Raw genomic sequence first — 19,235 nt, forward strand, 5'->3', positions numbered from 1 at the left:
TCTTAAAACAAGAAAAGTTTTCAAATAACAGCTCGTTTTAAGTTCCTATGAACCTATTATATGAACTTACAGAAAAGAAATCAAGTATAATTTGCTATATTCATATCTACTTTTCATATGACCTTCATCATCACTACTTGCATGAGTGTATCTGTTACATAATACGCTTCATTTTTTTATTATCTTTTGTATGTCACAATTGACTTTCAGCTGTACGCAAACTATGATAAGTTCATAAGAACTTAAAAGAAATGGAGAAACGTTTATGATTACCTTTCTTCTCACTAGAAAAGAAATGGCACACTTACTGTTGTCATTAAAAGGCTGGCACGAAAAACAGCCATTGACGATTATGCAAGAAGCCTGGCGCCGTATACATAAAGAAGAAGCAATTGATTCTCTTCTAGCGGGGGCTACATTATCTCCGGTATTAGAAAAAATCATGCGAACAAAAGAACAGGACATTGGTTTTTCATTGACGGAAATCTCAGCGCTCGGCAATCAAATTGAAAATACAAATTTTTCTCTTACTGCGTTACAAAACTGGGTAAAGCGCGATGTAAAGGAGATGGTTAGTACACCTCAACGTGGTAAAAAATACGCACTGGAGCAAGTGGCACTCTTATTTATAGTCGAGGATTTAAAAACTGCTCTTGATTTTGAATCGATTCGTAAATTGCTTCAATTAATTGTGAATGATCCGGATAACAGAGATGATGATTTAATTAATCCTATTTTTTTGTACGAAGCATACTCATCTTTGTTCGAAGAGCTTACACATGACGATAAGGTATATATAGAAACAGACAAAAGTACCATTGCATGTATTGAAGAGACCATTAAAGCTAAAGCAGCAGAACTGGCTGTGTCTTTTCCAAATACAACCGAAACACAGCGCGAGGCCATTCGGAATGTGATTATTATTGCTACTTTATCCGTTCATACTGCTTATTTTCAAATGATGGCCAAGCGTTATTTATCTGCCACGCTTTTTTTGCAAAATATGCAACTTTCCCAGGATATATAAAAAACACACCGATATGGTGTGTTTTTTATATACGATTTACTTGTCTCCATACGCGCGCCAAACCATCGGTTACTGTATCAATAATATCTGGATCGCGAAAATAACCCGCATGCGACAAAGGATTCCAGCTTGTTAAGAGGTTTCCCACATTAACGGGCTTGTCCGCTGTGACAGCACGCTTGTAGCTCTCATTTACATCTCGGAGCGGATAGGACATCATATCATCCTTGTCATAAAAATTAATCCACTCCCCATGTACCTTTGGATATAAATCAGCCAAAGCAGCAGCTGGGATATTAACCGGGCGGTCAAAGTTATAATAGCGAAGACTCCACAGTGAAAGAGTAGTCCCCATGGTATAAAACAAAGCGAGTGTATCTCCTCGCTCCAGCGGGGAGCTTGGACATACTACTGAATTCGTGCAATTTTTTTGCAAATCATAAAAGTAATTGCTTGCAACAGCCGAGCCGAGGCTATGAGAAATCACACAAAGCGGTGCACGTTCCCCTGCTAGTTCTGAAAGTGCGTGCAGTGTATCACCAATTCTCATATGAATTCGTTCATAGTTATGAGAGCCATCTGACACAGGTTGATATGCAATAGCATCCGCCAAGTATTGCATCAAAAAACGGCGTAACGTTTTATAGCGAAGTTTATGACGAACCACAAGTTTCTCGTATAATTCCTCTTCTTTGGGCGTAAAGATGTCTGCCCAATACACAGGACGCACAATAAGCTGCGTTTCGGCGCTGTCTGTCCATTGTTCAATCTTTTTAGCAAAGCTGTTTTGTAGCTTCATCACCATATCTTCTGCATATTCCTGCTTTTGTGTTCCCATTCCGTGAATGATAGTAGCAGCCACCTTTTGCATACTTATTCCCCCTAAGTATGTATCATTTATTTCTCACATCTTCACAAGAAGAAAACGTATTTACGGGTAGTTTCATAGACATCTATCGCTTGTTTTGGATTAGGACCGTACGATATGTCTTTTATATCGCGTTCACATCCTAGAAGTGTGACAAATAATATGATCATAAAAAGTCTTTTCATTGCGCACGCTTCCATTGCTGCGGCTGTAGAATGAACCGAAGTGATATTTCGTTGAAGCGATCTGGTTGATCGATATTACACACATGACCAGCATCTTTAATGCAAATAAGACTCACATCTTGTTGTCCTTGTACAAGTGCTTTCACAGGTGTGCGAAATAAATAGTCTTCTTCTCCCATTACAAAAAGTGTAGGAATGCCGAAAAAGTCTGTTTGTAGCTTTTTTAAAAATGGCTGCACGGCTTTCGTCAGTGAAAACCACCGAATAAACTCCTTTTGACACATCTTGGCTGCTTGTCTAACAAAAGCATGCCTTGATTCTGTGTGACTTCGCTTTGGCATAATAATCCACGCAAATAAGCGATATAACCACATATAAGGCATAATATACTTGCCAACATGACCTACTGAAAGCAAAAAACTTGTACGGAAATTTAGAGTGACGACAGCCCCTCCTAAAACCATGGAGCGGATGCGCTCTGGGTACTTATGTGCCATCGTTTGAATAACAATTGTTCCAAGAGAAATACCTACAAAGTGCGCACTTTTAATATGTAGGTGATTCAACACTTGTATCACCTCATCAGCTATCTGCACAAACGTATCTCCTTTTTTCCAACTACCTTTTTGCGATTTACCGTGACCTCTTAAATCTATTAATAATACATTAAAGTATTTTTTAAACTCTTTCACCTGTTTATACCAAATGGACGAACTGCCGCCTGCTCCATGAATAAATACGACCCAAGGGCTTTGCTGTTCTGTTGTGTAAGTTCGATAATATAGCATTCATATCCCCCGCTCTCATACGTTGCATGTATCTATCATTCTACATGTTTTAGTAGGGAAGTTCTAGTGAAAATAAGATATGATATATAGTATAAATAAAAAGGTGCTGATTTCTATTACGGAGGGCTTTTCCTGGGCAGTTAGGGAGCAGCCTCAGTGCTGTGTGCCTGCCGGGTCTCTCTTTGACTTGCTTTTTCCGCAGGAGTCTCACTCCCATTAATAAGTGTCAATTAACATCATCGGGCTTTATCATCACCAATAGAAAAGCGGTAGTTGATTGATGTGTCAATTAAACTGCATAGTTAGAAAGAAAGCGAATGGGGGCAAATGGATGGATCGAAAGGTTGCGATTGTAACGGGAGCTTCAAGTGGGTTTGGTTTTTTAACTGCGTTAGAGTTAGCCAAAAAAGGATTTCATGTTATTGCAACAGTAAGAACTATAGAAAAAGGCGCTGCGCTTTTAGAGCAGGCTAACTTACAAAATGTTAAGATTGTTCTCTACGAATTGGACGTGGCCTGTGAGACATCTTTAAAACAGTGGGAATCTTATGTAAGACAGCTACACCGAGTAGATGTACTTGTAAACAATGCTGGGTTTGCTATGGCAGGCTTTACAGAAGAGATATCCATCGCTTCTTATAAAAAACAATTCGAAACCAATTTCTTTGGTGCTATTTCTGTCACACAAGCTGTGCTGCCACTAATGAGAAAAAGACAGAGTGGCTATATTATCAATATGAGCAGTATCAGTGGACTCATTGGTTTTCCCGGTTTATCCCCCTATGTTGCGTCCAAGCACGCTTTAGAGGGTTGGAGTGAAAGCTTGCGTTTGGAGCTTAGGCCATTTGGTATTCACGTTGTCTTAATAGAACCCGGGTCTTTTCAAACCAATATTTGGTCTTCCGGTCGTGAAGTTTCACCTTCACAGCCAGATTCACCGTATTATACGTACATGCAACGATTGGAGCAACACATTTCTGCAGGAAGTTCGTCATTTGGAAATCCTTTAGAAGTCGCACAAAAAATTATACGTATTATAGAAACAACAGATCCGTCCTTACGTTATGGAGTAGGAAAAGGTGTTTCTCTGACGATATGGATAAAAAAGATACTACCTTGGCGCATATGGGAAAAACTCGTCTATCGTCAATTGAAATAAGGAAATTTCCCGTTTCTTATTATTTCCTCGGCAAGCGCAAAGTCTGCTAAAACCAGACAAATTCTATGATTTGTTTTTACATATTATGTACTCATTCGTCATATACTGCGTACAAACAAAAAAACTCTGCACAGTTTACGCCGGTGAGCTGCTTCCGTCAGGACCTGACCCTGTTCCGCGTGTAAATTTGTCAGAGAGGTAATTATATTATAGCTCCGTTATTCTTATTTGCCGATAGCAGGTTCTTGGCAAGTAAACCTGTATTTTCCTTGTCATTTGAATTTTTGGAAACATTCGCGTTATAATAGCAAAGAGTTTGATACATAAAGGAGAATTTCTATGGCGAAAATCCGAGTTTACCAACCAAAAGAAGAACACTTTGAGAGTATTAAAGAGATTATTGATGTGCAAGAAGAAAATCCTTCACCTGAGCTACTTGCAACAATGTACAGCTGTGTACTGGAAACAGAAGAAATGACAATTCCCCCTGCGTATATGGAGGAAGATATTTTAATTGATTCCGTTGAAGGGATGCTCAATGCTTCTCCAAACAAAACAAAACATTTAGGTGCCTATGATGTAATTGCTGTTACAACAAAAGAAAAGCGTTTTAAAATTTTGCTTTTAGAAGATGAAGAATACGAGATTATTTCCGAATAAAAGGGGGCTTATTGCCACCCTTTTTCTTTTAGGAAATCATGTAGCCTTCTGAACATCGCAAGTCTTTCATCTCTAGAAAAGCTAGCATTAGCACCACTTGTAGATGGAATTACAAACACATAACACCCTTCCCATGATTCATTTCCAAAAAATAAACCGTTTTGTATACCAAGTTTTATCTTCTCTTTCTTTTTTCCTGTTGCATGTCGAAAAGCGGTGATGCCGTTAAAACAAATCACTTTGGGTTTGTACGTGATAACAAGAAGCTGAAAGTCAATTGCACCCATCTTGTAATCTTGCGTGTGTAAATCGCCGGATGATCTAGTTGGGCGAGCTACCAGATCTGTAATACCGTAATTCCAGCGAAGGAGCTGTGCTGTTTCCTGGGGCTTGAGTTGATACGGAGTAAGTCCACCTTCAAACAGCCCACGCCAAAATAAATTTGCCGGATTTGCGTAATGATATCCTGTGGTAGCTGAAATACGACCAGGGTTAATGCCACAAAACAATACGGTAATATTGGGTTTAATATAAGTAGGTAACCATTTTTCTTCAAAGGCTTCTTTCATTTTATCCTCTTTCTTTATCTTCTTTTTTAATCAATTTTTGTACAGCAGATCTTGGATCCCAACAATTGAATACATAGTCCGGTTTCGTTTCGTATTGCAATCTGGTACAGATGTATCCAATATTTGTTGATTTCACTACAGCAAAATGCACACAAGTTGCACAGCAATGAAAACGGTTCTTTTTCATAGAATCCCCCTATATAAGATAAAACCCGCATTTGCGGGTTTTATTGCACATTTGTTCGACTCACATTTTCTTTTTTGATGAGTTGTCCTCTTGTGACACCAAGCTGATTAGTCGCCTTTAATGAGCGCCATACACTGGTACCAGTTCGTTTGCCAATAAGAGCTTCTCGGTATAAGTGAATAACTTCTTGTACTTTGTCTCCGCTTTCTTCCAAAAATTCAACGCGATAATGACGAACACCTTGCTCTAGAAAATGCGGAATATATTCAGCGCCCGATTGTTCAATGGCATTATAAACAGTATTGCGGCAACCGATATCAACACGCACAGGATGCTGCATGCCAATTCGATCTTGTAAAGAAACACGATGTGTTTCGCATGGACGTCCACAATTGGTAAAATCAGTGCCGTTACTCAGGAAGGTGCAGTATACACAGTGTTCTGTATGAAACATCGGCAAATGTTGATGTATCACAAGCTCCATTTTATCTGTTTGCGATTTTTCAAGCATATCCATAACTTGTTGAATATTTAAATCATACGAAGGCGTCACGCGTTGTAAACCGCGCGCCAAAAATAAATCAGCTGCAAGGTGATTAGCAATATTTAATGAGAAGTCACCGATTAGTGGGATGCTTACATGCTGTTTTGTATAATATTGAACAGCGCCTAAGCTTCTTACTAGAATAGCGTCCGGCTCTGCACGTACAATCCCATTTAAAATGCCATTTTCACCTGGCATATGAATACGCGGCGTAGCAAGTGCAATTAACTTTCCTTGACCTCGTGCCGCTGCTACTGCCTTTGGATAGTCCGTTGTAAATTCAAAATCTGCGTAAATATAATCAATATCTGTTAAAGAGGCTGCTTCAATTTGTTCCATCGTACGACATAGCGCGATGAGTGATGGTTTATCTGATATAACAGACTTACGTACAACAGGATATACGACCTCTCTTTTTTGGTACACATATGGTGTTTTACGGAGCTGTAATAATTGCTCTATTGCTTCCCTGCGCATTTTGTTGAGCTCTTTTACAGGAAGAATCACATCACCATTTACGTGTAATTTGACATCGTGAAGTTCAAAAATAGTTCCTCCCAATCGACCCCATTGTTCAAATAAATAACCGCTTGTCAACGGACGTTTGATTGCTTGTTGCAATGGCTCTTTAGATTGTATTGTTACTGAGCTACCTGTTATCGTATCTCGCCATATAGAGATAAGGGGCTTGCCAACTTTACCGTATGCTTCTATTGTGAGTGGAAACAAATGGTGGGCTTGTTCTGTTTCAAAGGTTTTTTGTAAGCGTTTGGATAACTCTTGATCACTTGTTTTCCAAATCCGGTCGCCAACGCGTACTTTTTTTAGATTTACATCCGTACGTCCTGGTATAATCTCGATGATGCCGCTTATAGCCTCACCCTCTATTTTGCTACCATTTTTACGAAGGTCGTATACCCGCCCACCTTCTTCTTTTTGCTCAGGGCGACCTGCATCAAACACAATTCCATCACCTCGCTTTAGCGGGGCTTCTAATTCACATATAACGCCATCGCGAAGCACCTTCTTTACCCTTCCTAGAAATACACCGCGACTCTTTGGATACGTACCATCGAGCAATTGCTTATGATTGGTGCCCGTTAAAAATCCATGTGTCAAACCACGACTAAAGCTTTGTTCAAGTTCTCTCATTTCTGCTTTAGATGGTATATAGGTTCGTCCTTCTAGACATTCATCAATTGCCTTTCGATACTTACTGACCACGTTTGCTACATATTCCGGTGACTTTAAACGCCCTTCAATTTTAAAAGAAGAAACACCAGCCTTAACTAAATCAGGAATAAGATCGATAGCTGCCAAATCCTTTGGGGACAATAGATATGTAATATTCCCCATATCCTTGCGTTCTCCGTCCACCATTAAATCATATGGCAATCGGCAAGCCTGTGCACATTCGCCTCGATTGGCCGATCTACCTCCCCACATCTCGGAGGTCAAGCATTGACCGGAATAAGATACGCATAATGCGCCGTGTACAAACACTTCAAGTGGCATATCTGTTTTTTCTGCTATTGTTTTAATTTGCTTTAGGTTATTTTCTCGCCCAAGTACAACGACTTCTAAATCATAGGGCTTTAAAAAGTCCACCGCTTCTGGTGAAGTAATGGTCATTTGAGTAGAGCCGTGAATCGGAAAATCAGGAGAGATATCCCGAATGAGTTTTACAAGCCCAACATCTTGTACAATTAAAGCATCAACTCCCGCATCGATGCAGGCCTCCACCAAAGATTTTGCATCTTCTAATTCGTTTTCAAAGACCAAAATATTGAATGTTACATAGCCTCTCACATTATATGTATGTAGATATGCCATAATGGCTGGTAGCTCATCTATTTGGAAATTTTTAGCACGTACACGCGCATTGAATTTTTCTACCCCAAAGAATACCGCATCTGCTCCGTTTGCAACGGCCGCTCGTAGACATTCCCAATTCCCTGCAGGCGCTAATAATTCTACTGTATGTCTTGTGATTCGTTTCATCATTCTCCATCCTTCCTTACTTGTAAGTACGTCCACATACAGTATACACGGAATAAAACCATAATAATCGAAAAAATCTCATATTTTCATAATATTCTTGACACCTTTATGATGGACAGTTTAAATTGATATGATGGTTTCTTTTTTATTTCATTAGGTAATTAATACATCATATAAACTAAAAGGCAGAGGACATCTTATGTGGAAAAATAAAAACGTTTGGATTATCTTAATGGGTGAATTTATTGCAGGTATTGGCTTATGGCTAGGCATTATCGGTAATTTAGAGTTTATGCAGCGACATATTCCGTCAGACTTCATGAAATCTTTAATTATGTTTGCAGGATTGTTGGCAGGCGTTATGGTTGGCCCGCTAGCTGGAAGATTAATTGACCAAGCTTCTAAGAAAAAGATTTTATTATATGCAGGATTTGGACGCGTAGTAAGTGTTGTATTTATGTTTCTTGCCCTGCACTTTGATAATGTTTGGTACATGGTATTATTCATGGTTGCGATTCAAATTTCAGCTGCTTTTTACTTTCCGGCTTTACAAGCAGTCATTCCTCTTGTCGTACGTGATCAAGATCTCTTACAAATGAATGGTATGCACATGAATGTCGCCACGATTGCTAGAATTGCCGGTACTTCCATTGGCGGCGTTTTGCTTGTTGTGTTAAGTCTTGAGTATATGTATGGATTTTCTATGCTAGCATATGCGCTTTTATTTGCTTCGACATATCTGTTAGAATTTCAAGATACGCCTGTACAGCCCTCCAAAAATGCAACCAATCAAAAAGCAGGATTTACTGAGGTATTTCGCATTTTAAAAGAAGTTCCTGTTGCATTTAATACGTTAGTTCTCAACATTATTCCCCTTTTGTTTATCGGTGGATTTAACTTGATGGTGATTAACATTAGCGAAATGCAGAAAGATCCGGCAATCAAAGGTTTGTTATATACTGTGGAAGGTGTTGCATTTATGTTAGGTGCTTTTTTTGTTAAATATGCGTCTAAACGGACTTCTCCGCAGCGCTTGATGTATACGTACAGTTTTATTATTGCATTTGCACATCTTTCATTATTTTTTAGCGATATCAAATGGATGTCGCTTGTCTCCTTTATAATTTTTGGTCTTGGTGTAGGTGGATTTTTCCCCGTTGCTTCAACTGTTTTCCAAACTAAAATTGCAAAAACCTACCATGGACGCTTGTTTTCTTTTCGCAATATGTTTGAGCGCGTGATGTTTCAAATCGTCTTACTGGCCACAGGCTTATTTTTAGACACAATCGGTCTGCAGTATATGGTGCTAATCTTCGGTCTAGTTTCGCTTCTGATTTTGTTTTTACTACTATCTAGACCAAAAGCTATGTCTTTGGAAGCAAAAGAGTCGCAATCCTCTTAACGGAACCTTTCATACAATCTAACAAAACAACCCGCAGTTGCGGGTTGTTTATTCTTCTTCTCTTTCAATTGTTAAGCCGTCCACATGGCGTTTTTCCATTATACGCTGTTTTTTACGATTCTCCTTTGTATCAAAAATAATCGCAAAGTCGTAATCTTCCGGATATAATTCAGCAGCAGCAATGTACAACTTTAGCCGCTTATGATTATACATTCGCTTTTCACCCTTGACCTGCACAACATAATTACCTGTATCATCCGGACCTTGATAAACAATTCCAAACTCGCCTGTCTCGGTAATTTGCACATTATCACCTATGACAAATGTTGGTACATGAATTTGCTTTTCTTTTCCTTCACGATGTCGTTTGATATATCGGTTCGTTGCTAATTGTTTATCCATTTCTTTTTGAGCAGAAGTCTCTGCGACTGTTTCATATTCTTTCTCTTCTTTATACGTAATCATATGTGCCGCTGTGATCAGCTTTGGATGCATACCAAGACGCAATGCAATTGCAAATGCCTGACTGTCCCCGCCCTTTCCGATTAGTAGTCGATACGTAGGACGTAATGTTTGTAAATCAAACTCCATAGAACCGTTAATAAAGCCTTCCTGCTGATTTGCAAAATCTTTAATTTCACTATAATGCGTCGTTGCAAGCAAGGTAGCTCCTTTTTTGTACAGCTCCTGTAAAATTACTGTTGCGAGACCCATTCCTTCGCCAGGGTCTGTTCCTGAACCCAGCTCATCAAGTAATACAAGGCTTCGGTCGTTTGTTTGCTTTAAAATTTGAATAATATTGACAATGCGTGAACTGAACGTACTTAAGTTTTGCTCAATGCTCTGCCCATCACCAATATCTACCCAAATATGTTGAAAAACAGCAATATGACTTCCTTCTTCAACGGGAACATGTAAACCACATTGCACCATTAGTGTTAATAAACCGACCGTTTTAATTGTCACCGTTTTACCACCGGTATTAGGTCCTGTAATAACTAAGGCATGATAGTTTTCTCCCATTTCAACGGTAAGGGGTACAGCTTTCTCACCTAGTAAAGGATGACGACCCGCTTTCAAGGAAATATAATGAGATTCGTTCACTTCTACACTACGTCCTCCAATTGCACGGCTATATTTGGCTTTGGCAAACAGTACATCGTAATGCACCATCGTTTCTACAGCCAAGTGGATAGAAGGTTCTTGTTCTTCTACAAGCCCTGTCAAATAGCTCAAAATACGTTGACATTCTATTTCCTCTTCCACACGTAATAAAAGCAGTTGCTCCTGCCCACGCGTTAATTCATCTGGCTCTATATATACAGTAGAACCAGATGCAGATACATCAAGGATTGCTCCACTCACTTTACCTTTGTGTTCTTTTTTGAGCGCAAGTACATAGCGTCCATCTCGCTCACTTACAATGCTTTCTTGTAAGTACGTTTTGTATTTCTTGAGAAGTTGTTGGATTTTTTCTTTCAAACGTTCTTCGTGGGTTCGGATTTGTTTTCGAACCTTTTCAAGAGATTTACTCGCGTAATCATCTATCATCCCATTCCGAATACAACGATAGATCTCCTCGGCTAAATGCGGCAACTCCTCAATACCATACACGTAAGATGCTACACGCGGTGCAATGTGTACCTTGTCTTCCATAAAACGCTTCAGTTTACGACAGCAATCTAAGAAATCGTATAATCCCACTAATTGATCTGGGCGAAGAGATATCCCTTTGTTCAAGCTTTTCAGTAAATGATCCATCCCGTTTAAACCATGAATTGGTACGCTGGTGCTTTTTTCCAAGATGCGTTTCGCTTCGGTTATCTCATCTAGCAACGCACGAATTTGTTTTAAATTTGTGTGGGGACCCAAGGCACGCACCTGCGCCTTACCCAAATCAGTTATGGCATGATGAGCTACTTCTTCTTTAATGTGATGTAAACCTAAGACCGTAAAGGTGTCTATATTCAATGTTTTTTCCTCCTTTTTTATAAAAAAGCGCAATGAACTTAGTTCATTGCGCAGATACACTTATGCCTATACAAAAAGGCTGTGCGAAAGCGCACAGCCGAAAAGGACACAATGGTTCGGATGCTATGACTATCGTTCTTAACTATCAATCGCAGGCATAGCTAAATAAACCTAATCTTGTCGTTTTTTTAAGATAGGTAAGCTTGCAATTGACCGTATGAAATTACGGTTAGTTAAGAACGGCACCTAACATATACATAGTCTCCTTTACATGCTTATAATGTAATTCTCTTTTAGTATATCGCATTTGTATTTTTTTGCAATAGGTGTACATATCTCTTCTGTATAAGAATTCCCATTTATGTCAAGCTAAAAACAGGAGGTGATATCATGGAACCTTTACTTTGTCCGGCCTGTAAGACAAACCGAACGCGTTTTAATTTAATTGCGCAGCAAGTAAAACAAGTAAAACTCAATCCGCAATCCGGCAGCGTTGAACAGGAATTTGCTGAAGATGCAGGACCTTTTCATATGTCCTATCAAGGGCCAGATTATCGTGTACAATGTGCTGTATGCGGATTGAACGAAAATATGGATATGTTTGTTAAAATGGCACAAGTTCATAAACAATGAAAAAAGCGCCTAAATTGAGCGCTTTTTTACATTTTAAATTTCCAAACAAGTCCCTGTAGTTGTTCTGCCACTTTTGTTAAAGAGTCTGCGGATAAACGAATCTCTTCCATGGCTAAAAGTTGTTCTCCTGAAGCTGCGGCGATTTGTGTTGTATTACTATTCGCTTCTTTTGCAACCGCCCCCATATCGTGAACAGAAGTCGCTGTTTTTTGTGTACTGATAGAAATTTGGTCAGATAGCGTGTTCATATATTGGACTCGATCAGCCGCATGATTAAGTGCAAGTACGATTTGTTCAAACTTCTGTGCGGTTTCACTTGCAATGACAATACCGCTTTCTACCTTTTCTTTTGTATCTTGTACAGCCTCTACAGAAACATGCGTTTCCAACTGTACTTCTTGAATAATATAGCGAATCTGATTAGCAGAATGAGATGTTTGTTCTGCTAATTTTCGCACTTCTTCTGCAACAATAGCAAATCCTTTTCCTGTCTCTCCAGCACGAGCGGCCTCAATTGCCGCGTTGAGCGCGAGTAGATTGGTTTGTTTCGCAATTTGGGTAATCATATCAATAATATTTCCAATTTCTTGCGATTTGTGATTGAGTAGATGAATAGATGCATCCGTTGCACGTACAGACTCATGAATGAAATTCATTTGTTGAACGGTTTCTGTTACAAATGCTTGCCCTTCCTGCGCTTGCTGCTTTGTCATGGTTGTGACTTGTTCTAATTCTCTTGCACCATCTGCGACCTCCACAACAGCTTGTACAGTTTGTAAAACGAATTGTTCACTCGCTGCTGCAATGTTTGTCTGTTGTTCTGCACCAGAAGAAATACTTTGCATGGCACCAGCGATTTGCTGTGCACCTTTACTCGTCTCATCAGCACTTGCACCTAATTCTTCTGCCGATGCAGCAACATGATTAGCTGTTTGATGTACAGACGCTAGCACATCACGAATATTGATAATCATTTTAGAGAAGGAGCGATGTAGCACGCCAATTTCATCCTGCGTCTTTGTTTCTGGCAGTTGAACTGTTAAGTCTCCATCTGCAATTGCTTTTGCAGTAGTAGCAAGTTTGTGCATGGCTTTTGATAAGCGATTTGCTTGATATGAAACCAGTAATCCTGCTGCAACCAATAATACTATAGATGCAATCAGTGCAAACAACCGAATAAACTGCACCTCATTCTGCAATATTACTTGTGCCGCCTCATAATTTTGTGAAGTAATGCGCTTTAGTGTGTGTACATCGTTTTGAATGCCTTTCACTCGAATAGATTGTACTTTTGCTTCTGTTGCATCTTTAGCTTCAATCAACTTTGTGGTTTTAGTTGAAAGTATTGTTAGCTTTTTTTCAATTTTTTGCAGTTCTTTATGTTGTTCTTCCATTACAATATTTTTCTTCAATACCTGTATGCTTTGTGTCACTCTTTCTATGCGGTTTTTTACATCTTCGGCATTTGCTGCTGACGTACTAAAATAGTAATTACTTAATGCCGTTTGAACTGTTAATAGGGCCCCGTCCAGCTTTTCGACTTCCACCAAGTTTTTCACATCAGAAGAAGTAGTCGCTCGTATATCGTTCATTTGCACAACAATAAAAAAGATAATGCCACAAGCAAACACAAGTGGTAACAACGAGAGTAGCAGCAATTTATTTCGGATTTTCATGTTGCATTCCTCCTATTTTTCATCTACCTGCTTCGTACCGCTTGCAATGTCTTTTGTCGCGTTTTGAAGTGCTGTTTGCTCTGTTTCCGTTAGCGGTAAGATGCGCACTGGTGCAATACCAACACCTTTTTCTTGAATTCCAAATTCCAGATTTTTCTTAGAGACTTTCCCATCATGTTCAAGTTGTTTGGCAACTTCATATATAGCTACATCTATCTTTTTTAACATAGACGATACTACCGCACGTTCTGCTATATAAAATTGATCGCTATCTACGCCGAAGGCATATACATTGCGTTCCTGTGCCGCTTGAATCGACCCTACTCCTGTTAAACCAGCAGCTGGATAAATAAAATCCACACCACTATCAATCATATTGTTAGCAATGCTTTTTCCAACCGTATCGTCACCAAAATTATTGGCATAAGCCACTGTAATTTCAGCATTCGGATTAACGGACATTACACCTTGTTTAAATCCAGCTAAAAACTTATTAATAAGCGGTACGTCCATACCACCAATAAAACCAACTTTGTTTGTTTTCGTTTTCATCCCAGCCAATATACCAATCAGGTATGAACCTTCATTTTCCTTAAAAGTCACACTATGTACATTGGGTAGCTCTGAAACAGCATCTACAAGCAAAAACTGTTGTTTTGGATTCTTTTTAGCTACTTTTTCAATCGGTTCCTGCATTACGAAACCAAGACCGACCACTAGTTCATGATCTTCTTTTACCAGTTCTTCTAATCCTGCTTCATAGCTTTTCGTATCGCTAATCTCACGATAATCAAATGCAACATCAAGTTCATCACGCGCACGTTCTAACCCTTTGAACGCAGAGTCCGAAAAAGATTGATCACCAAGTCCTACATCTGATAACATAATGCCGATAGATGGTTTTTGTTCCTGTGTTGTTACTTTTGTTTCTGAACAGCCAAATAAAGTAGCTGTACACATTGCAACAATAAGTGACTTTTTCATCAATATCCCCACTCCCTTTTAAAACAAACAATGATATGCATAGGTGCATATCATTGTTGTGAATCTAATAGCTTAAAATATTCACTATATATCTTTATATATAAAATAACACACATTTTTGTTTTTTCAATGATTTTTTTATTAAGTAGTTTTTATAATTATATAGCAATTAAATTTGTTAATCTTTATATTTAAAATAAAGACTATCACTTGTAACAGGAGGTCACAATGAATAAATTACTTCAATGGGACCCCTATTTTGTTGAGCTTTTTATTGAAAGCATAAAAAAAGACATACAATCTACAAAATAAAAAACCGAGCATATGCTCGGTTTTTTATTCGACTTTATTTCCATCTTCAACAATGTGATACATCAAATGCGCTAAGTGATGCACCGGTCCATAATGATCATCATCTTCATCAGCTTCTTCATTGAACTCTAGGTCATTTAAATACAGAGCCGTGAATTGATAAAAGTCTTTGAGTTCAAAGGAATAGCAAGCTGTTGGATCTTCATTGTCTTCCTCATAATGTAAAACGAGGTAGGATTCTTTGCCTAAGCTATCTTGTGCGTCAAAATATACAAAGAAACCCACATTTGTGTCTAGTTCAAACAAATGACGTGTCCCGCCTTCGGTTACCTTATGAAAATCTTCTTCTGTCAGCTTTTGGACATTCATTGCTTGCACTTGATCATCTTTGTGAAAATGAACGGTAAATGTTTTCATGCTGTCACCTCCATAATATGTACGTATCTAGCATAAACCAAAACCCATGATTTCACACGTAATTTCACCTAAACTACAGCATAAAAGGCCCGAATAAAAATGACAACGCTACAATATTTACGCTCGCATAATAAGAAAAACGCTGTAAACTGCTCCATTCATCTCCTTTTACCCACTTCATCAGTACCCAAACAACTAATCCTAACGCAATTGGTAAAATGATATTACTACCTGTGAACGTTAAATAATCAGGTGCATAATACAAGCTGTCCTTCTTAAACACTTTTGCAAAGAAGACAAATTGAGAAAGCGTATATAAGCCAATTAGTGTAATATCTATCCACTTTAACTTATTTTGTTCAAGCTCATCAGTGCGAAAGAAATACACGATTACGTATAAAATAGTAGGAATAATTAGCCAGGAGATAGATAAAAGCATCATGATTATACCGCTAAATAAAGACGTGAACGTCCCGTACATTGCATCTTTCCAATCATCTGCCACGATTTGTTCGCTACGGTCAATCAGATCCCGGTCTTGACTTGCATACGCCATTGTATACGTCTTTCCAGAAAACGCAGTCCACATGACTTCTTTGTCTGAGAAACGAATTGGATAAGAAGCGACACCATCTGTAGTACTGATACGCTGAGAAACCCACTTTCCTCCTTGTTTTTTTGCTTCATATACATTAAAGTTTTCTTCTTTTGCTGCTGTTTGTCCAAACGCTGTAAATAAAAGCGTAAGCTCTTCTTCCTTACGCACTTGCAAATAACGCGGGTTGCTGAATTCAATACCTTCTTTTGAATATAATTGAAGAGGAACGGGGCGTTGTTCGGCTTGTTTTGTACCACTAGTTACGTTCCATTCGTAAGCTCGATACGTTTTTATTCCCTGTGCAAGACTTAGCGTAACATAAAAAATTTGAAGGTCATTTCCCTCTCTAACAAACTGAAATTCTTCTACCTTTTCTGTGCCGCTCATTGTCAGGCTTGGCAATGTCTGTACTTGACCATCTTGTGTTACCAGCATAAGTTGTGATTCTACCTGTTCATTTTCTAACACAACCAGTACAGACTGTCCATTTGGCTCTAAAACTACATCTTTAATTTTATAATTAAATGTAGTAAGTAGACGGGGGGGTCCGTCTGACTTTACTTCGTAGAGTTCCTTCTCTTTCCAATATAGAACAGATTCAGGTAGAGATCTAAAATTAACAACGTCTTGTGCAATGGTACGCACATCTTTTCCATTTGAAAATTGTAATTCCCCATTGTGAATATACATAATGTCTTCATCTTTTCCCCATAGCCTGGAGTTGAATGATGCCCGGACATTAACTACATATTGCGTCTTAATATCCATATTTTCATTCAGTACAGTGTGAAGTACATTATTTTTTTGTAATGTGTACACATGATAATCCGAATCAGATCTGACAAAAGCATTAAGAGGCATGTCCGACTGCAAATTTATAAAAAATGAGCGACTCCAATCTTTACTCGGTAAAGCGGTCTGTATTTTGATATGTTCATAGTACAATAATGAAAATATACATATTAGTAAGCAAACAGGAATCAAGATAGCTTTTTTATTCATAACTCCTCCTCCTTCATGGATGTATTTTCCATTATACAATTAAATCAATATTCAGAAAAGTTTATAAATGATTTATGTTGTTATTATCAGGTGCACATGAGAGGAAAGCTTCCTCAAAATGAGCTATAATGGATGTATTTAAGAGATTAGAGGTGTTGATATGGATGTTAAAATTACTGAAAAAGCAAAAGCAGCATTTCATGCATTGCGTGATACAGCTATAGTTCGTGTGCATATTACACCAGGCGGCGGTTGTAGTGCAATTGTCAATTTAGATCTAGTATGGGATGAGTTAGTTCCCGAGGAGGTTGTATATGAGGAAAACCTCCTATACATTCAAATGAACACCTATGCAAAAGAATATATTGGTGACACGCTGATTATTGACTATGGAACAGGTTTCCGTTTATACACACCAAACGAAACATTAGGATACGGACTATCTGTACAAAAAGTAAAACCAGTCCCAAATGAGTATTGTTAAACCACTTCTTTCCTAGAATTGCATGGGAACAGACAAAGATAAAAAGTGTCCTGTGGGACACTTTTTATCTTTGTTGCTTGGCTTCTTGCAAAAAACGAGATAACGTATCTCTCTTAAGTTGTACATGCTCTTCTTTATCACGCAAGGAGTCGATATACAACTGTAAAGGCAATTTTGCTGATTGCCGAAACAGCGCTTCTTCTGCCAGTTCTTGTAGTGACTTTGGAATATGTCTCATACGGCGATTGAATTGCCATTCCAAGTCTTCACCTACATAGCCCTGTTTATGTAAATCTTCTCTTAACCATGCTTGTAATAATAACTCTCCCAACGTCTCACTCCCTTGCTTCTTGCTGTAAAAACAAAACAAACCGTTCATCTTCTACCAAACGGCAAGCATGATGACGCTTTAAGAAACGCTCCGCTTCTGCAAATGTCTTAACGGTTGTGCGTGATTTCTCATGCCGAATACACCAACTTTCTTCTATAGGAAATACATAGTAATAATCGCCCTTTACAGATTCGTACAATGTGCCTTCCTTTGATTCTTTTATATTATATACATTTTCTTCGCTGTCCGCACGTAACGGCTCTACTTGAAATGCAGTTGTTACATACGTATGATACGCTTCTTCTGTCAACGAACAACCAGCAGCCTTTGCATGTCCCCCGCCGCCAAACGTATGCGCTACCTGTGACACATCCACATGATCGTGTATGGTACGAAATCCGACCCGCTTGCCGCCCATATTTAATATAGCGATGTAGTCCATATGAGGATGTTCCTTACCAAGGATATTTCCTAACTCAGAATGGTAAGACTCTGCATGAACAACACCAACACAGTGTTCTTGCACATGAATTTGTGCCAATTCTCGCTTTTTCTTACGTAAATAACGCTGGATTTTTTCATCTTCCAACGCAAGAAGTTTTTCTTCAAACGCCGTGAATGCAAAACCAGGCTCAGTTTGTAGACGATGAATCATACTGTCCGTAAAATCTTCAATTGAAGTTAAATATAATAAATCATTTAATTGCTTTGCCTTATCATTTTCGTTCTTTTCCCATTCCCACGTATCATATTGCCGAACCAATTCTACAAATTCTTTGAGTGCTTCATTTTCAATAAGTAAGTTTTTCTTGATTAAATGGTCATAAAATAGAGACGTAGCTGATGTTAATCTACCATCTTCATAGGAAACTGTTACTTGTGCCCATTTCTGTTGATCTAAATGTAGTGCGCTCTTATGGTGGTCAATTAATTGTACTTTTCCCCCTTCTTGAAACCATGCCTGCAGTGTTCGTTCATTTTCTTCGTCCACCGCTAAGTCAGTAATGAATACATATTTGGTATCATGGCGTTTCTCTAAAAAGCTCTCTATAGCTGGATTTAAAGAAGAAACAGAATGATAACGCACGTCAGCTTCGTCACCGAACGCACATTTTGCTAAAATGCCACACCCTACGCCGTCTAAATCATTATGAGTAAATAAAACATGCATATCCATGTGCTCCTTTATGTGTGCTGTTGTCTAGAGTAGATAGTATTTCGTATAGTATGAGTGAAATATAGGTTTCTTACTCAAGCGCATTGTAATATTTTAGAATTTTGCTACTATTAAGAAGTATAACATCAAAGGAGGAATACACATGCGCAATCTACAAAAAACACTACTCAACGAAGAAGGAGGAGTGGACGCTTAATTACACTGAGCTAAACGCTCCTGCTTCTTTCAAAACGGTTTCCTTATTTTGAAGCAGGAGGATT

Annotated in this window: 18 protein-coding genes; 6 read left to right on the forward strand and 12 right to left on the reverse strand. The window is 38.6% G+C overall.

Going from position 1 to position 19,235, the window contains the following annotated elements; genetic code table 11:
• Positions 1-265 precede the first annotated feature (265 nt).
• Entirely contained in the window at positions 266-1,027 is a 762-nt protein-coding gene (locus tag MUG87_RS02540) for a DUF1836 domain-containing protein (RefSeq protein WP_247085235.1), read from the forward strand.
• Between the two features lie 25 nt (positions 1,028-1,052).
• On the opposite strand, the gene MUG87_RS02545 is transcribed toward MUG87_RS02540, so the two are convergent.
• Together MUG87_RS02545 and MUG87_RS02550 are read right to left on the reverse strand one after the other, a co-directional pair.
• Positions 1,053-1,898, reverse strand: coding sequence for a chemotaxis protein (locus tag MUG87_RS02545; RefSeq protein WP_247085237.1), 846 nt, complete (start codon positions 1,896-1,898; stop codon positions 1,053-1,055).
• Positions 1,899-2,076: 178 nt separating this feature from the next.
• Entirely contained in the window at positions 2,077-2,868 is a 792-nt protein-coding gene (locus MUG87_RS02550; protein WP_247085239.1) for an alpha/beta fold hydrolase, read from the reverse strand.
• Between the two features lie 331 nt (positions 2,869-3,199).
• Between MUG87_RS02550 and MUG87_RS02555 the strand changes: the two genes are divergently transcribed.
• A complete protein-coding gene (locus MUG87_RS02555) occupies positions 3,200-4,027 on the forward strand; it encodes an oxidoreductase (protein WP_247085241.1) in 828 nt (275 codons plus the stop codon).
• A gap of 339 nt (positions 4,028-4,366) precedes the next feature.
• On the forward strand, positions 4,367-4,687 hold the full coding sequence (locus MUG87_RS02560) for a hypothetical protein (RefSeq protein ID WP_247085243.1): 321 nt from the start codon (positions 4,367-4,369) through the stop codon (positions 4,685-4,687).
• An 8-nt stretch (positions 4,688-4,695) separates the two neighbouring features.
• On the opposite strand, the gene MUG87_RS02565 is transcribed toward MUG87_RS02560, so the two are convergent.
• The 3 genes from MUG87_RS02565 to MUG87_RS02575 are packed head-to-tail and all read right to left on the reverse strand — an operon-like array spanning position 4,696 to position 7,988.
• On the reverse strand, positions 4,696-5,256 hold the full coding sequence (locus tag MUG87_RS02565) for a mismatch-specific DNA-glycosylase (RefSeq protein WP_247085245.1): 561 nt from the start codon (positions 5,254-5,256) through the stop codon (positions 4,696-4,698).
• 1 nt (position 5,257) lies between these two features.
• Complete coding sequence (locus tag MUG87_RS02570; protein WP_124564700.1) at positions 5,258-5,443, reverse strand: hypothetical protein; 186 nt, start codon at positions 5,441-5,443, stop codon at positions 5,258-5,260.
• Positions 5,444-5,483: 40 nt separating this feature from the next.
• Positions 5,484-7,988: a U32 family peptidase gene (locus tag MUG87_RS02575; RefSeq protein WP_247087461.1), complete on the reverse strand. Its 2,505-nt coding sequence runs from the start codon at positions 7,986-7,988 to the stop codon at positions 5,484-5,486.
• A gap of 199 nt (positions 7,989-8,187) precedes the next feature.
• Here MUG87_RS02575 and MUG87_RS02580 point away from each other — a divergent pair, with 199 nt between their 5' ends.
• Positions 8,188-9,390 (forward strand): MFS transporter, encoded by a 1,203-nt coding sequence (locus MUG87_RS02580; RefSeq protein WP_247085247.1) that lies wholly within the window; start codon positions 8,188-8,190, stop codon positions 9,388-9,390.
• A gap of 48 nt (positions 9,391-9,438) precedes the next feature.
• On the opposite strand, the gene MUG87_RS02585 is transcribed toward MUG87_RS02580, so the two are convergent.
• Positions 9,439-11,361, reverse strand: coding sequence for an endonuclease MutS2 (locus MUG87_RS02585; RefSeq protein WP_247085249.1), 1,923 nt, complete (start codon positions 11,359-11,361; stop codon positions 9,439-9,441).
• Between the two features lie 390 nt (positions 11,362-11,751).
• Here MUG87_RS02585 and MUG87_RS02590 point away from each other — a divergent pair, with 390 nt between their 5' ends.
• Positions 11,752-11,994, forward strand: coding sequence for a DNA alkylation repair protein (locus MUG87_RS02590; RefSeq protein ID WP_247085251.1), 243 nt, complete (start codon positions 11,752-11,754; stop codon positions 11,992-11,994).
• Positions 11,995-12,020: 26 nt separating this feature from the next.
• Here MUG87_RS02590 and MUG87_RS02595 read toward each other — a convergent pair whose 3' ends face one another.
• The 4 genes from MUG87_RS02595 to MUG87_RS02610 all read right to left on the reverse strand — a co-directional run bounded on the left by MUG87_RS02595 (position 12,021) and on the right by MUG87_RS02610 (position 16,983).
• Positions 12,021-13,670, reverse strand: a complete 1,650-nt coding sequence (locus MUG87_RS02595; RefSeq protein ID WP_247085253.1) for a methyl-accepting chemotaxis protein — start codon at positions 13,668-13,670, stop codon at positions 12,021-12,023.
• Positions 13,671-13,682: 12 nt separating this feature from the next.
• Entirely contained in the window at positions 13,683-14,654 is a 972-nt protein-coding gene (locus MUG87_RS02600; RefSeq protein ID WP_247087463.1) for a BMP family lipoprotein, read from the reverse strand.
• Positions 14,655-14,990: 336 nt separating this feature from the next.
• Complete coding sequence (locus MUG87_RS02605; protein ID WP_247085255.1) at positions 14,991-15,383, reverse strand: cytosolic protein; 393 nt, start codon at positions 15,381-15,383, stop codon at positions 14,991-14,993.
• 73 nt (positions 15,384-15,456) lie between these two features.
• Positions 15,457-16,983 (reverse strand): hypothetical protein, encoded by a 1,527-nt coding sequence (locus MUG87_RS02610; RefSeq protein WP_247085257.1) that lies wholly within the window; start codon positions 16,981-16,983, stop codon positions 15,457-15,459.
• A 160-nt stretch (positions 16,984-17,143) separates the two neighbouring features.
• On the opposite strand from MUG87_RS02610, the gene MUG87_RS02615 reads away from it, so the two are divergent.
• Positions 17,144-17,467: an iron-sulfur cluster biosynthesis family protein gene (locus MUG87_RS02615; protein ID WP_247085259.1), complete on the forward strand. Its 324-nt coding sequence runs from the start codon at positions 17,144-17,146 to the stop codon at positions 17,465-17,467.
• Positions 17,468-17,531: 64 nt separating this feature from the next.
• On the opposite strand, the gene MUG87_RS02620 is transcribed toward MUG87_RS02615, so the two are convergent.
• Together MUG87_RS02620 and MUG87_RS02625 are read right to left on the reverse strand one after the other, a co-directional pair.
• Positions 17,532-17,798: a hypothetical protein gene (locus MUG87_RS02620; protein WP_247085261.1), complete on the reverse strand. Its 267-nt coding sequence runs from the start codon at positions 17,796-17,798 to the stop codon at positions 17,532-17,534.
• A 4-nt stretch (positions 17,799-17,802) separates the two neighbouring features.
• Positions 17,803-18,969, reverse strand: coding sequence for a DHH family phosphoesterase (locus MUG87_RS02625; protein WP_247085263.1), 1,167 nt, complete (start codon positions 18,967-18,969; stop codon positions 17,803-17,805).
• Between the last annotated feature and the right edge of the window lie 266 nt (positions 18,970-19,235).

Origin of the sequence: Ectobacillus sp. JY-23 (assembly GCF_023022965.1) — a bacterium.
Lineage (GTDB): Bacteria > Bacillota > Bacilli > Bacillales > Bacillaceae_G > Ectobacillus.

Bases quoted from the DNA above. Each gene is read 5' to 3' on its own strand.
- MUG87_RS02580 (WP_247085247.1), top strand. From the start codon at position 8,188: ATGTGGAAAAATAAAAACGTTTGGATTATCTTAATGGGTGAATTTATT.
- MUG87_RS02590 (WP_247085251.1), top strand. From the start codon at position 11,752: ATGGAACCTTTACTTTGTCCGGCCTGTAAGACAAACCGAACGCGTTTT.
- MUG87_RS02540 (WP_247085235.1), top strand. From the start codon at position 266: ATGATTACCTTTCTTCTCACTAGAAAAGAAATGGCACACTTACTGTTG.
- MUG87_RS02550 (WP_247085239.1), bottom strand. From the start codon at position 2,868: ATGCTATATTATCGAACTTACACAACAGAACAGCAAAGCCCTTGGGTC.
- MUG87_RS02560 (WP_247085243.1), top strand. From the start codon at position 4,367: ATGGCGAAAATCCGAGTTTACCAACCAAAAGAAGAACACTTTGAGAGT.
- MUG87_RS02625 (WP_247085263.1), bottom strand. From the start codon at position 18,969: ATGCATGTTTTATTTACTCATAATGATTTAGACGGCGTAGGGTGTGGC.
- MUG87_RS02600 (WP_247087463.1), bottom strand. From the start codon at position 14,654: ATGAAAAAGTCACTTATTGTTGCAATGTGTACAGCTACTTTATTTGGC.
- MUG87_RS02545 (WP_247085237.1), bottom strand. From the start codon at position 1,898: ATGCAAAAGGTGGCTGCTACTATCATTCACGGAATGGGAACACAAAAG.
- MUG87_RS02595 (WP_247085253.1), bottom strand. From the start codon at position 13,670: ATGAAAATCCGAAATAAATTGCTGCTACTCTCGTTGTTACCACTTGTG.
- MUG87_RS02565 (WP_247085245.1), bottom strand. From the start codon at position 5,256: ATGAAAGAAGCCTTTGAAGAAAAATGGTTACCTACTTATATTAAACCC.
- MUG87_RS02615 (WP_247085259.1), top strand. From the start codon at position 17,144: ATGGATGTTAAAATTACTGAAAAAGCAAAAGCAGCATTTCATGCATTG.
- MUG87_RS02575 (WP_247087461.1), bottom strand. From the start codon at position 7,988: ATGAAACGAATCACAAGACATACAGTAGAATTATTAGCGCCTGCAGGG.
- MUG87_RS02605 (WP_247085255.1), bottom strand. From the start codon at position 15,383: ATGAAAACATTTACCGTTCATTTTCACAAAGATGATCAAGTGCAAGCA.
- MUG87_RS02570 (WP_124564700.1), bottom strand. From the start codon at position 5,443: ATGAAAAAGAACCGTTTTCATTGCTGTGCAACTTGTGTGCATTTTGCT.
- MUG87_RS02555 (WP_247085241.1), top strand. From the start codon at position 3,200: ATGGATCGAAAGGTTGCGATTGTAACGGGAGCTTCAAGTGGGTTTGGT.
- MUG87_RS02610 (WP_247085257.1), bottom strand. From the start codon at position 16,983: ATGAATAAAAAAGCTATCTTGATTCCTGTTTGCTTACTAATATGTATA.